Origin of the sequence: Amycolatopsis sp. cmx-4-83 (assembly GCF_046548815.1) — a bacterium.
Lineage (GTDB): Bacteria > Actinomycetota > Actinomycetes > Mycobacteriales > Pseudonocardiaceae > Amycolatopsis > Amycolatopsis pretoriensis_A.
Genome location: NZ_JAEBEF010000005.1, coordinates 414048 through 427909 on the forward strand (window position 1 = coordinate 414048; position 13862 = coordinate 427909).

Consider the following 13862-nt stretch of genomic DNA (forward strand, 5'->3'; position numbering starts at 1 on the left):
CGCGGAGGAGAAACTCTCGATGGGCGACGTGGCGGCACAGCTGGCCGGGATCGTCGGGGACAAGAACCTGCTCACGGGCGAGGCGATCTCCGAGGACTACGCGCACGACGAGGCACTGACGGCGAAGCCGCAGAAGCCCGCGTACGTCGCGAAGCCGGCTACCGCCGAGGAAGTCGCGGAGCTGCTGAAAGCGGCTTCGGAGCACAACGTCCCCGTGACCGCGCGGGGCTCCGGGAGCGGACTGTCCGGAGCCGCACGGCCGCGCGAAGACGGACTGCTGATCTCGTTCGAGCGCATGAACGCCGTCCTGGAGGTCGACACCGGCAACCACGTCGCCGTCGTGCAACCCGGAGTGACACTCGCCGAGCTCGACGCCAAGACCGCCGAGGCCGGGCTGAGCTACACCGTCTACCCCGGCGAGCTGAGCGCGAGCGTCGGCGGGAACGTCGGGACCAACGCGGGCGGGATGCGCGCGGTGAAGTACGGCGTCACGCGCAACAACGTGCTCGGCCTGCAGGCCGTCCTGCCGACCGGCGAGATCCTCCGCACCGGCGGCAAGACGTCGAAGATCTCCACCGGGTACGACCTCACGCAGCTGATCATCGGCTCCGAAGGCACGCTCGCGCTGGCCACCGAGATCACCGTCAAGCTGCACCCGCGGCTGTCCCACGGCGCCACGGTGCTCGCGCCGTTCGGCGATCTCGCCCAGGTGATGGCCGCCGTGCCGGCGATCCTCTCCAGCGGGCTCGCGCCGCACATCCTCGAATACATCGACAACCTGACGATGGCCGCCATCGTCTACAACGAGAAGCTCGAACTCGGCATCCCGGACAAGATCCGCGAGACCAGCGAGGCCTACCTCGTCGTCGCGCTGGAGAACCGCGAGAGCGGACGGCTGCACGAGGACGTCGAGACGGTCGGCGAACTGCTCGGCGAACTCGGCGCGACCGACGTCTACGTGCTCGAAGGCCCGGCCGCGCGCAAGCTGATCGAAGCGCGTGAGAAGGCGTTCTGGACGGCGAAGGCGGCCGGCGCCGACGACATCATCGACGTCGTCGTGCCGCGGACCGCGATGCCGGAGTTCATCGCCAAGTCACGCGAGCTCGCGATGGCCGCGGGCGGCGGCGCCCTCGGCTGCGGGCACGCCGGCGACGGCAACGTCCACTTCGGGATCTTCTGCAAGGACGCCGACAAGCGTGAACGGCTGTTAACCGACATCTTTGCGTACGCCATGGAGCTGGGTGGCGCGATCTCCGGCGAGCACGGTCTCGGCCGCACCAAGGCGAAGTACCACCAGGCACTCGAAGACCCGGCGAAGATCGAGCTGATGCGCCGGATCAAGCAGAGCTTCGACCCCGCCGGGATCCTCAACCCCGGCGTTCTCTTCCCCGAAGGAACCGCATGAGCGAGATGAACGGCGCCCAGTCCCTGATCCGCACACTGGTCGACGCCGGCGTCGACGTGTGCTTCGCGAACCCCGGCACGTCGGAGATGCACTTCGTCGCCGCGCTCGACACGGTCCCGGAGATGCGCGGTGTGCTCGCGCTGTTCGAGGGCGTCGTCACGGGGGCCGCCGACGGCTACGCGCGCATCGCGGACAAGCCCGCCGCGACGCTGCTGCACCTCGGCCCCGGCCTCGGCAACGGGCTCGCGAACCTGCACAACGCGCGGCGCGCGCACACGCCGATCGTCAACGTCGTCGGCGACCACGCGACCTACCACAAGCAGTACGACGCCCCGCTGGAATCGGACATCGAAGCCGTCGCGGGCTCGCTGGAAGGCTGGGTGCGGCGCTCGGAGCACACCAAGGACGTCGGTGCGGACGCCGCCGCCGCGGTCGCCGCGGCCCAGGACGCACCCGGCCGCGTCGCGACGCTGATCCTGCCCGCGGACGCGTCGTGGGGTGACGGCGGCGAGACCTGCGCGCCTGTTCCGCCGCGCGTGCCGCAGGCCGTCGACGCGACCACTGTCAAGGACGTCGCCGCGGTGTTCGGCAGCGGCGAATCGGTCGCGCTGCTCATCGGCGGCGGTGCGTGCCGTGAAGAAGGACTGCGCGCGGCGAGCCGGATCGGCGCCGCGACGGGTGCGAAGGTTTTCGTCGAGACGTTCCCGTCCCGTCTCGAGCGCGGCGCGGGCCTGCCGGCGATCGAGCGGCTCGGGTACCTCGCCGAGCAGGTCACCTACCAGCTCGACGGCGTCAAGCACCTCGTCGTCGCGGGCACGAAGGCGCCGGTGTCGTTCTTCGCCTACCCGGGCAAGCCCAGCGACCTGGTGCCCGAAGGCGCGCAGGTGCACACGCTCGCGTCCGTCGGCCAGGACGTCACGCGCGCGCTGAACGAGGTCGCCGACCTCGTCGCCGCGGACACCGAGCCGGTGCTGCAGCAGGCGTCCCGGCCGGCACTGCCGAGCGGTCCGCTGACGCCGCAGAACTGGGTCGACGTCATCGGCGCGCTGCTCCCGGAGAACGCGATCATCGCCGACGAGGCGAACACGTCCGGCCTGCTGCTCCCGACGGCGACCGCGGGCGCGCCGCGGCACGACGTCCTGACGCTGACCGGCGGCGCGATCGGCTACGGCATGCCGGTCGCGACCGGCGCGGCAGTGGCGGGACGGGACCGTCCCGTCCTGAACCTGCAATCGGACGGCAGCGCGCTCTACACCATCTCCGCGCTCTGGACGCAGGCGCGCGAGAACCTGAACGTCACGACGGTGCTGCTCAACAACCGCGCGTACGCGATCCTGCGGCTGGAGCTGCAGCGCGTCGGCGCGGCGTCCGGCGGGCCGAAGGCGAACGAGCTGCTCGACCTCTCGCGCCCGGACATGGACTTCGTGAAGATCGCGGAGGGCATGGGCGTTCCCGCGACGCGGGCGACCACCGCCGAGGAACTCGCCGAGCAGCTGCAGCGCGCGTTCGCCGAGCCCGGTCCGCACCTCATCGACGCCGCGGTGCCGCCGCTGCTGTGAACCGGACTATTCTCCCGTCACACCCCTGAGCCCGGGAGCGGCGGATGAGCGAAGACGAACACGCCAAGCGGGGCATCGACCTCGAACGGCCGAACGCGGCGCGCGTGTACGACTACATGATCGGCGGGAAGCTCAACTACGCCGTCGACCGGGTGTTCGCCGACCAGATCGTCGGGGTGCTGCCGAACGCGAAGCACATGGCAATGACGAACCGGGCGTGGCTGCGCCGCGCCGCGCGGTTCGGCGCCGAGCAGGGCATCCGGCAGTTCCTCGACATCGGGTCGGGCATGCCGACGGTCGGGCACGTGCACGAGGTCGTCCAGGCGGTCGACCCGACGTCGCAGGTCGTCTACGTCGACAACGAGCCGATCGCCGTCGCGCACAGCGAGATCGTCCTCGAGGACAACGACAACGCGGCGATGGTCCAGGCCGACGCCGAGTACCCGGACGACGTGCTGGAACACCCGACCACCGAGGCGATGATCGACTTCAGCGAGCCGGTGATGGTCATCATGGCCGCGTTCGTGCACTTCATCCCCGACTCCCGCGATCCGGCCGGCCTGATCGCCCGCTACGCCGACCAGCTGGTGCCCGGCAGCTACCTCGCGTTGTCGTCGGGGACGTGGGAGGGGCAGGGCGAAGAGACCCAGCGGTCGGTTTCGCTGTACGGGAAGAGCGGGACGCCGTTGACGCTGCGCTCGCCCGACGAGCTGAGCGCGCTGGTGAAGGGGTTCGAGATCCTGCCGCCGGGGATCGTGTTCACGCCGGAGTGGCGACCGGACGAGCCGCTCGAGGACCCGCCGGAGCGCTCGGGCGGGCTGGCGCTGGTGGCGCGGAAGCTCTAGTGCGCCGGCTGTACGTTGTCGCGCACCCGGAAGCCACGCACCACGTGGAGCACCGGGTCGGCGGGTGGTTCGACTCGGCGCTGACCGAGCGCGGACGCGCCCACGCGGCGGCGATCGCGGCCCGGCTGCGGGAGCTGATCCCCGCTGCGGACCGGATCGAGCTGTACAGCTCCGACCTCCGGCGGGCGGCCGAGACGGCGGAGCCGATCGCGCGCAGCTTCGAAGCCGACACGGTTCTCCTGCGCGACCTGCGCGAGAAGTCGTACGGCGTGGCGGGCGGGCGGCCGCAGTCCTGGCTCGACGAACGGTTCGTCCCGCCCCCGCCGACGGGCGAGCGGCTCGACCACGACGAAGGCATCGACGGCGCGGAGACCAAGCTCCAGTGGGTGACGCGCGTGTACCGCGCCGTCGACCGGATCTCGGCCGGGACGGCCGGACAGCAGGTCGTCGTCACCCACGGCGGCTCGCTGAGCTGGGTCGTCGCCGCTTGGCTCGGCCTGCCGGTGCAGGCCTGTGCGCACGCCGCGTTCCGGTCGAGCGCGGGCGGCATCACCGTGCTCGAGGAAGACGACCGCTTCCACAACCGCACGCTGCACACGCTGAACGACACCAGCCACCTGCCGGCCCGCCGGTGATGGCTATTCTCGCCCCACCACCCTGATCACGGGAGTCGCGATGAGCGAAGACGAGTACGCCAGACGGGGTATCGACCTCGACAAGCCGAACCCCGCGCGGGTGTACGACTACATCCTCGGCGGCCAGCTGAACTACGCCGTCGACCGGATGTTCGCCGAGCAGGTGCTGGCCGCGCAGCCGAACGCGCGGGAGCGGGCGCGGCTCAACCGGCGGTGGCTGCGCCGGGCCATCCGCTTCGGGATGGACCAGGGCATCCGGCAGTTCCTCGACATCGGGTCCGGCATGCCGACCGTCGGGCACGTGCACGAGGTGGCGCAGGCGATCGACCCGACCTCGCGGATCGTCTACGTCGACAACGAGCCGATCGCCGTCGCGCACAGCGAGATCGTCCTGGAGGACAACGAGAACGCGGCCATGGTGCACGCCGACGCCGAGGTGCCCGACGACGTCCTCGAGCACGACATCACCGAGATGATGCTCGACCTGGACCAGCCGGTGATGGTCGTGATGGCGCTGTTCGTGCACTTCATCCCGGACGAGCGCGACCCGGCCCGGCTGATCGCCGCCTACCGCGACGCGCTCGCACCCGGCAGCTACCTCGCGCTGTCGTCCGCCACGTACGAGCACCAGAGCGACGGCACGGCCCGCGCCGTGGCGATGTACCAGAAGAGCGCGAACCCCGTGACCCCACGCTCGGCCGACGAGCTCCGCGCGCTGGTCGACGGCTTCGAGATCCTCGACCCGGGCATCGTGTTCATCCCCGAGTGGCGCCCGGACGACCCCGCGGACGTGCCGGCCGACCCCGCCGAATGCGGCGGGCTGGCGCTGGTGGCGCGCAAGAACTAGGCGGGCACCAGTTCCGGCGCGGTGCGCGTCTTCGGCACCAGCCCGGCGAGCAGTACGCCCGTTAGCGCGGCGAACGCGGCCACCGCGAAGGTGGCCCGGAAGCCGAACAGCGACGGCACCGCCAGCCCGCCGACGGTGATCGTCAGCTGGGCCAGCATCGCGGCCATCACCGCGCTGGAGATGGCCGTGCCGACCGAGCGCATCAGGGAGTTCAGGCCGTTCGCCGACGCCGTTTCGGTGACCGGCACCGAGCCCATGATCGACGCGGGCATCGCCGCGTACGCGATGCCGACACCGGCGCCGATGATGACCGACGCCGTGATCAGCTCAAAGGCGTTGCCCATCAGCAGGATCGCGAAGATGTACCCGGCAGCGATCACCAGCGCGCCGGTCATCAGGGTCGGGCGCGGGCCGAAGCGGGTGATGAGCCGCGCCGAAACCGGCGACAGCAGCATCATCACGAGGCCGTTCGGCGCGAGGGACAGCCCGGACTCCACCATCGTCTGGCCCAGGCCGTACCCGGTCGACGACGACGCCTGCAGCAGCTGCGGGAACGACAGCGCCATGGCGTACATCGAGAACCCGACCATGATCGACGCCAGGTTCGTGAACAGCACCGGACGGCGCGCGGACACCCGCAGGTCGACCAGCGGGTCGCGGCGGCGCAGCTGGTAGGTGCCCCACGCGAGCAGGATGACGACGGCCGCCGCGGCGAACCCCAGCGTCGGCGTGCTGCCCCAGCCCCACGTGGCGCCCTTGACCACCGGCAGCAGCAGGCAGACCAGACCGGCGGCGAGCCCGAACGCGCCGAAGTAGTCGAACGGCGCCGGCGTGCGCAGCGGCGACTCCGGCACGAACTTGACGATCAGCAGCGCGAAGAACAGCCCGAGGCCGGCGGCCATCCAGAACAGCACGTGCCAGTCGGCGTTCTCGGCGACGACGGCCGCGACCGGCAGCCCGATCGCGCCGCCGACGCCGAGCGTCGCGCTCATCAGCGAGATCGCGCCGCCGACGCGTTCGGGCGGGAGTTCGTCGCGCATGATGCTGATGCCGAGCGGGATGACGCCCATCGCGCAGCCCTGCAGCCCGCGGCCGATGATGTGGAACGCGAGCGCACTCGTCGTCGCGGACACGACCGAACCGGCGATGAGCAGGGCGAGGCTGACCAGGATCATCCGCCGCTTGCCGTAGAGGTCGCCGAGCCGCCCGCTGACCGGGGTGACGACGGCCGCGGCCAGCAGCGTCACGGTGACCACCCAGGACGCGTCGGCGGGCGAGGCGTTCAGCAGCCGCGGGAAGACCGGGATCAGCGGTACGACCAGCGTCTGCATGAACGACGCGACGAGCCCGCACGACGCGAGCACGACGACGATCGCGCGGCCGGACCGCTCGGGACGGGACACCAACACCCCCACGGTGTGTAGTTAGTACGCATCATGCAACTTCATGCACTGTACCTACGGGGTGGCGGGTTTCCGTACGGGTGGCGGTTTCGTCACAGCCAGGTGCGGACGCCTCCGTGGCCCGAGCAGGTCCCGGAACGGTGCTGGCTGTAGCTGTAGCTGCCGTCCTTGCAGAGGGCCGTCGCGCCGGAGGGGTTGTCGCTGGGCCGGTGGACGCAGTTGCCGTCGGAGTTCCGGTAGTAGTCCGCGCCGCACTCGGCGGGCTTCGGCGCGGCCTGGGCGGTCGTCTTCGGCGCGGCCTTGGGCTTCGGCGTGCTCGCCTTCGGCGCGACCGCTTGCGGGGTGGTCGCTTGCGGGGCGGCCGGCACGGCGGCCGCTGCGGACGTCGTCGCGGGCGCTTCGGTCGTGGCCGGAACCGACGACGTGGGCGCCTGGTACGTCGACGTCGGGGCGTCCAGGACCCCGACGTTCCCCGCGTTCTTCGGCGGCACCGCGCCGGCACCGCAGCCCGCGACCAGCAGGCCGGCGGCCAGGATCAACCCCAGTTTCTTGCTCACGACGACTCCTTGGCTCCACGAATCAATGCCGCCGTAGTCGTTCACCCGTTAACGTTTGTTACGCCCTCTAAACTCGGCGCATGTCCTGGTTGCGGCGCTACGCGGCCGAGCTCGCGGTGACCGTCGCCGTGCTCGTCGGCTCCCTCTTCGCCGTCCTCAACGACGGCGCCAAGCCCGCGAACCACGCCGCGATCGGCTGGGTGCTCACCGTCCTGTGCTGCGTCGCGCTGTTCTTCCGCCGGACGTACCCGCTGAGCGTCGCCGGGTTAACGCTCGTTAGCTGCGCCCTCTACTACCCGCTGACCGACCCGGACGGGCTCGTCCTCCTCGCCTTCGCGTACGCGCTCTTCAACTCCGCCGCAGCCGGGCGGATCCGCGGTGCCGCGCTGCTCGTCGTCGCCGCAATGGCCGGGGTCGCCGTCGGGGAAATCAGTTCGCGGACCGGGCGGCACGTCGACAACTTCGCGTTCTTCCTGATGACCGGCTGGTTCGTCGCGCTGGTCGCGGGTGGCGCCGTCGCGCACTACCGGGCCGAAGCCGAGCGGACGAAGGAAGCCGAAGCACGGGCACGGGCCACCGACGAGCGGCTCCGGATCGCGCGCGAACTGCACGACGCGCTGGGCCACCACCTCGCGCTGATCAACGTCCAGGCCGGCGCCGCACTGCACCGCCGGGACCCCGCGCAGGCCGAAGAAGCCCTGAGGACCATCAAGGACGCCAGCAAGACCGCACTCCAGGAGTTGCGCGCGACGCTCGGCATGCTCCGGACCGAGCGCCCCGCGCTGGACCGGGTCGCGGAGCTGGCCGAGTCGGTCGGGGCGTCCGGGCTGACCGTGCGCACCGAAATCGACGGCGTCGCCCGGGACCTGCCGCCGGACGTCGAGCACGCGGCGTTCCGGGTGGTGCAGGAGGCGTTGACGAACGTCGCGAAGCACGCCGGTGCGAAGACCGTCGTCGTGCGGCTCGGCTACCGCGCCGACGAACTGTCCGTGCAGGTCGACGACGACGGGCGCGGCGGGGACGCGCCGCCGGGGAACGGGATCCGCGGCATGGCCGAGCGCGCGCGGGCCTTGGGCGGCGAAGTGTCCGCCGCGCCGCGCGAAGGTGGCGGTTACCGCGTGCGCGCGCGGCTGCCGGTGCGATGATGAGCCGATGATCCGGGTCCTGCTCGTCGACGACCAGCGGCTGGTGCGAGCCGGTTTCCGGTCCATTTTGGACGGCGAGGACGACATCACCGTCGTGGCCGAGGCCGCGAACGGCCGCGAGGCGCTGCAAGCCACCCACGACCACCACCCGACGTCGTTCTCATGGACATCCGGATGCCGGTGCTCGACGGTCTCGCCGCGACGCGGCACCTCCTCGAAGATCCCGCCGTACACAGTAAGGTCGTCATTCTTACGACGTTCGACCTCGACGAGGACGTCTACGGCGCCCTGCGCGCAGGCGCGAGCGGCTTCCTGGTCAAGGACACCGAACCCGAGGAGCTGATCCACGCGGTGCGCGTGGTCGCCCGCGGTGACGCGCTGCTGGCGCCGTCGATCACCCGGCGGCTGATCTCGGAGTTCGCGTCGCGCGGCACCCGCCCCTCGCCGCCACCGGCGTTGGACCGGCTCACCGACCGCGAACGCGAGGTGCTGTCCCTGGTCGCGGCGGGCCTGTCGAACGACGAGATCGCGCGCGAGCTCACGCTCAGCCCCGCGACGGCGAAGACGCACGTCAGCCGCATCATGACCAAGACCGGCGCTCGCGACCGCGCGCAGCTGGTCGTGCTCGCCTACGAGTCCGGGGCAGTGACGCCGCGCTGGGTGAACCCCTGATCCGTACTCCTCCGGGTGTACGGGACGGGCCTTAGGGGACACCGCCGGGAGGAGCGCAAGTGTCCTCCCGCGCTCGACGCGGAGCAGGCCCCTGGCCGCGAATCCTTGTCCACCATGGACACCATCACACGCCCCACCGGGGGAAGCCTGGCGAAACTGGCCGGCTGGGCGCAGCGCCACCGGTGGCTCGCCGTCGCGCTCTGGGCGCTGGTCCTCATCGGCGTCACGCTCACCTCGCGGCTCACCGGAGACGCGTTCCACGACGACAACTCGCTGCCCGGCACCGAGTCCCAGCAGGTCGTCGACCTGCTGCGGAACACCGCGCAGTCGGGCGCGAGCGCACAGATCGTGTTCAAGTCCGACGACGGGCTCGACGCGCAGCGCACCGCGATCGGTGATGTTCTGGACAACGTCCGATTGCAGCCGCACGTGCGGTCGGTGACCACGCCGTTCGAGACACTGTCGGCCGACGGCCGGATCGGCTACGCGACCGTCACCTTCGACGCGGCCTCGACCGACCTGCCCTACGACGACATTCTGAAGTTCGCCACGACGGTCGAGAACAGTCCCGTCGAGGCCGCAATCGCCGGCGACCCGGTCGAGCGCATCTCCGGCGGCGGCCCCGCGGAAGGCGTCGGGCTGCTCGCCGCGCTGGTCATCCTCGTGTTCCTGTTCCGCTCGCTGCTCGCGGCCGGGACTGCCGGTCATCACCGCGGTCTTCGCCGTCGGCAGCACGCTCGGCGTGATCACGGTCGTCTCGCACTACGTCGACATCGCGAGCTACACCTCGCCGCTGATGATGCTGGTCGGGTTCGGTGTCGGCGTCGACTACGCGCTGCTCGTCTTCTCGCGCTACCGCACGGAGATCCTGAACGGCCTCGACCGCGAGGCAGCCGCCAGGCGCGCGCTCGACACAGCCGGCCGCTCCGTGCTGTTCGCCGGGACGACAGTGATCATCGCGCTGCTCGGCCTGCTCGCGCTGGGACTCGGCGGGCTTCGCGGCGTCGCGCTGTCGGTCGCGCTGACCGTCCTGATGACGATGCTCGCGTCGGTGACGCTGCTCCCGGCGCTGCTTTCACTGTTCGGGAAGCGGCTCGAACGCGGGATCCGCCGGCACGCGGCGAAGCGCGAGCACGGCCGGGCGTGGCGCCGGCTCGCGGACGGCGTCCAGCGGCGGCCCGCGGCGCCGCTGGCGATCGGCCTGCTCCTGCTCGTCGGGCTGTCCCTCCCCGCACTGGGTATGCGGCTCGGGTTCGCCGACGCGGGCACCGACCCCCGCCGGCTCCACCACGCGCAAGGCGTACGACCAGCTCGCGGAAGGCTTCGGGCCGGGCTTCAGCGGCCCGCTCGCGATCGTCGCCGAAGAAGGTGACGCCGTCACGCTGCAGCAGCGGCTGGCGTCGACGCCGGGAATCGCCCGCGCGCTGACCCCGATGGGCCGGACCGTCCTCGCCTTCCCGACGACGTCACCGCAGGACGCGGCGACCGCCGAGCTGGTGACGCGGCTGCGTACCGAGGTCCTGCCGACGCTCCCTGGCCACTACCTGGTCGGCGGCTCGGTCGCGGCCGCGACGGACTTCGCGGGCGCCGTCGCCGATCGGCTGCCGCTGTTCGTGCTGGTCGTCGTCGGGTTGTCCGCGCTGCTGCTGATGGTCGTGTTCCGGTCGGTGCTCATCCCGCTCAAGGCGGCGCTGCTGAACCTGCTGAGCATCGGCGCCTCACTCGGCGTCATGACGCTGGTGTTCGGCGACGGCTGGTTCGGCGCGCAGCCCGGCCCGATCGAGGCCTTCGTGCCGGTGATGATCTTCGCCATCGTGTTCGGGCTGTCCATGGACTACGAGGTGTTCCTGGTGTCGCGGATGCACGAGGAGTGGCGGCGCACCGGCGACGCGCGGCTCGCGGTACGCGAAGGCCTGGCCGCGACCGGCGGCGTGATCACCGCGGCCGGTGCGATCATGGTGCTGGTGTTCGGCGCGTTCCTGCTCGACCCGTCGCGGATGCTGGCGCAGTTCGGTCTCGGCCTCGCGGTCGCGGTGCTGCTGGACGCGCTGGTGATCCGCTGCCTGGTCGTGCCGGCGATCATGCGGCTGCTCGGGGAACGCGCGTGGTGGCTCCCGCGCCTGCTGGACCGGCGGCTGCCGCACCTGGCGCTGGAGCCCTGACGCAGCCGGCGCGCGGCGGTGTCCGCGAGCTGCCGGGCCGGCCTGTACCACCGGTCCGGCGCTTGTCGTAGGCGATTTCTCCGGCGTTCAGCGCGACCCGCATCCGGAGCTGCGCCGGCCTCGGGTGCCGGACGTTGTACGCGCACGGCCTCGGCCAACGCGGTGGGAACCGCTCCACTAAGGCCGATTCGGGCACGGTGGCGGGGAGACCGCCCCCGCGTCGGGTGTCGTTCTTTCCGCGGCGCCGCACTTTCGGGTGATCAGCGCCCCCAGGCCGTCGGCGTCTCGGACAAGCGGAATTCCAGCGTTCCGCCGGTGCGCAGGAAGGACTCGTCGAGTTTCCAGTCCCGCTGCGGCCGTCCGCCGCGACGGACGTCGGCGATGTACTTCCCGCTCCCGGACGTCGCGATCCGGATCGACGCCCCGCCCGCCGGGCGCACGACGGCGTTCGCGAACAGCGGGCTCGACAGCAGCAGCTCGCCGGTTCCCGGGGTGCGCGGGTAGATCCCGAGCGCGGCGAAGACGTACCAGGCGGACATCGTGCCGAGGTCGTCGTTGCCGGGCAGGCCGGCCGGGCCCGTCGTGTAGACGGAGTTCACCAGCTGCCGGACGGTTTCCTGCGTCTTCGCCGGTTGTCCGAGCTCGTTGTACAGCCACGGCGCGTGGATGTCGGGTTCGTTCGTCGGGTCGTACTTGAGCGGCCCGCCACCCTTGAGCTGCCAGTTGCCGTTCGCGTCGTGGAAGAACCCGTCGAGCCGGGTGACGGCGGCCGTCTTGCCGCCCATCGCGTCGGCCAGTCCGGAGACGTCCTGCGGGACCATCCAGGTGTAGGCCGCCGCGCTGCCCTGCGCGAACCCGCGGTCGCTCGCCGGGTCGAACGGCGTCACCCAGCTGCCGTCGAGGTTGCGCGCCTGCGCGTAGCCGGTGTCCGGGTTGAAGACGTTCCGCCAGTACGCGCCGCGGGCGCGCAGCTCCGCGGCTTCGCTGGTACGCCCGAGCTGTTCCGCGAAATGTCCGATTGCCGAGTCCGCGACCGCGTCCTCGAGCGTCTCCGCCGCGCCGCCCCAGCAGTGGCAGACGTCGTTCGGCGCGAAGTGCGACGCCAGGTACTGCGCGAGGTTCGGCCGCTGGCCGACGCACTGGCCGGGGCAGCCGCCGTCCTGCAGACCTTCGGACCGGGGGACGGTCGCCTGCTCGTACAGCGAGTCGAAAGCGCCGCGGTAGTCGAAGTTGCGGACACCCATCGCGTAGAACGTCGCGATCGTCGCCGCGGACGGGTCGCCGGTCATGACGTGCGTCGCGCCGTTGACGTGCACCCAGCGGTCCCAGACACCGTCGTTCTGCTCCGCGTAGTTGTAGAGCAACTGCGCGAAGTTCCCAGCGACGCGCGGTTCCAGCAGCGCGAGCAGCTGGACCTGCGCGCGGTACTGGTCCCAGCCGGAGAAGTTCGAGTACTGCGCGTCCTGTCCCGGTTCGACGCGGTGGACCTGCCGGTCCATCCCGAAGTACCGGCCGGCGACGCTGTCCACGGTGGAGTTCGGCGGCTGCTCGGCGCGCAGGTTGCGTTCGGCGCCGTCGAGGGAGACGTACGAGATCGCGATCCGCATGGTGACCTTGCTGCCGGGCGCGAAGGTGACGTAGCCGCCTGAGCCGCGTCCCGCGCGGTCCTTGCCCGTCGCGTAGCCTTCGCCGCCGGTCTGGTCGAGACCGCCGGGCTGCAAGGTCGCGTCCTTCCACGTCCCGGTGCCGGCGAACGGCTGGTCGAACTGCGCGGTGAAGAACAAGCGGTAGTAGGACTTGCGGTTGTTGACCCCGCCGTTCGCGCGGCGCCCGCAGAACGCGCCGGTCAGCACGGACCCGGTGACCTTGCGGTTCGCCGGGTCGAGGTGCGTTTCGGCGTCCTCGCTGCCGTTGAGCGAGTTCGACGTGCGGAACAGCAGGCTGGCGGGCTTGCCCTCCGGGTAGTCCAGCGTGCCGACCGCGGTCCGTTCGGTCGCCGCGACGTCGGTCGTGACGCCGCTGGACAGGCCGAGACGGTACCGTCCCGGCGTTGCTCCCTCGTCCGCGTGACTGAAATTGCTCGCGTAGACCGCGTCGGTGGTGTCCGCGGTCGGCGAGGAAGTGACGTCGCCGGCGAAGGGCAGGATCGGCACGTCCCCCGCGGCGCCGGGGTTGCACCCGGCGCCATTAACGTGCGTTAACGCGAAGCCTCGGACGCGGGTGGTGTCGTACTGGTACCCGTTGGCGGCGCCGGTCGACGTCTGGTCTCCGCGCGTGCTGGTCGGGCTCCACGAGAGCATCCCGAACGGCGCGGTGGCGCCGGGGAAGGTGTTGCCGTCCCCGGCGGAGCCGATCAGCGAGTCGACGAAGTCTGCGGGGCTCAGGTCGGCAGCGGTTGACATCGTTGTCAACGCGGAGGCGAACAGGGCGGCGGCCAGTGCCACCGTGACGGGACGGCGCATGGGCGGAGATTAACCGGCCCTGGTGGCGTTCCGGCGAATTCGAGGTGGACAAGCTGCCGGACACTTCGGCACGCCGGTGGTGCTCCTGAGCACAGAGAACGACGGCAGCCCGGACGTCGTGGTCAACCTGCCCTTCCCCCGCGCAGTGGGCGGAGGTGGAGCGGCTGGCG

General features: G+C 71.2%; 9 protein-coding genes and 2 pseudogenes. 8 read left to right on the top strand and 3 right to left on the bottom strand.

Annotation, left to right across the window (positions count from 1 at the left end; genetic code table 11):
- The first annotated feature begins 19 nt into the window (after window positions 1-19).
- From ACLJQM_RS17800 to ACLJQM_RS17820, 5 genes are read left to right on the top strand one after another with little or no spacing between them, the layout of a single operon-like run.
- The gene (locus ACLJQM_RS17800; protein ID WP_410632059.1) at window positions 20-1405 is read left to right on the top strand and encodes an FAD-binding oxidoreductase; all 1386 of its coding nucleotides are present in this window, start codon (window positions 20-22) and stop codon (window positions 1403-1405) included.
- Window positions 1406-1410: 5 nt separating this feature from the next.
- On the top strand, window positions 1411-2964 hold the full coding sequence (locus ACLJQM_RS17805) for an acetolactate synthase large subunit (protein ID WP_247025534.1): 1554 nt from the start codon (window positions 1411-1413) through the stop codon (window positions 2962-2964).
- A gap of 44 nt (window positions 2965-3008) precedes the next feature.
- On the top strand, window positions 3009-3809 hold the full coding sequence (locus tag ACLJQM_RS17810; protein WP_360765295.1) for an SAM-dependent methyltransferase: 801 nt from the start codon (window positions 3009-3011) through the stop codon (window positions 3807-3809).
- Window positions 3809-4444 (top strand): histidine phosphatase family protein, encoded by a 636-nt coding sequence (locus ACLJQM_RS17815; protein WP_410632060.1) that lies wholly within the window; start codon window positions 3809-3811, stop codon window positions 4442-4444. Before ACLJQM_RS17810 ends, ACLJQM_RS17815 begins: the two co-directional genes overlap by 1 nt.
- A gap of 40 nt (window positions 4445-4484) precedes the next feature.
- The gene (locus ACLJQM_RS17820) at window positions 4485-5291 is read left to right on the top strand and encodes an SAM-dependent methyltransferase (protein ID WP_247019005.1); all 807 of its coding nucleotides are present in this window, start codon (window positions 4485-4487) and stop codon (window positions 5289-5291) included.
- Here ACLJQM_RS17820 and ACLJQM_RS17825 read toward each other — a convergent pair.
- On the bottom strand, window positions 5288-6700 hold the full coding sequence (locus ACLJQM_RS17825) for an MFS transporter (RefSeq protein ID WP_410632190.1): 1413 nt from the start codon (window positions 6698-6700) through the stop codon (window positions 5288-5290). The two genes, ACLJQM_RS17820 and ACLJQM_RS17825, sit on opposite strands and share 4 nt — an antisense overlap.
- 86 nt (window positions 6701-6786) lie before the next feature.
- The gene (locus ACLJQM_RS17830; RefSeq protein WP_360765289.1) at window positions 6787-7251 is read right to left on the bottom strand and encodes a DUF3761 domain-containing protein; all 465 of its coding nucleotides are present in this window, start codon (window positions 7249-7251) and stop codon (window positions 6787-6789) included.
- Window positions 7252-7331: 80 nt separating this feature from the next.
- Between ACLJQM_RS17830 and ACLJQM_RS17835 the strand changes: the two genes are divergently transcribed.
- The 3 genes and pseudogenes from ACLJQM_RS17835 to ACLJQM_RS17845 all read left to right on the top strand — a co-directional run bounded on the left by ACLJQM_RS17835 (window position 7332) and on the right by ACLJQM_RS17845 (window position 11230).
- Window positions 7332-8396 (top strand): sensor histidine kinase, encoded by a 1065-nt coding sequence (locus ACLJQM_RS17835; protein WP_410632061.1) that lies wholly within the window; start codon window positions 7332-7334, stop codon window positions 8394-8396.
- Window positions 8397-8403: 7 nt separating this feature from the next.
- Window positions 8404-9068: pseudogene (locus tag ACLJQM_RS17840) on the top strand (response regulator).
- Window positions 9069-9182: 114 nt separating this feature from the next.
- Window positions 9183-11230, top strand: a pseudogene (locus ACLJQM_RS17845) (MMPL family transporter).
- Between the two features lie 260 nt (window positions 11231-11490).
- On the opposite strand, the gene ACLJQM_RS17850 reads toward ACLJQM_RS17845, so the two are convergent.
- The gene (locus ACLJQM_RS17850) at window positions 11491-13692 is read right to left on the bottom strand and encodes a GH92 family glycosyl hydrolase (protein ID WP_410632062.1); all 2202 of its coding nucleotides are present in this window, start codon (window positions 13690-13692) and stop codon (window positions 11491-11493) included.
- Window positions 13693-13862 lie beyond the last annotated feature (170 nt).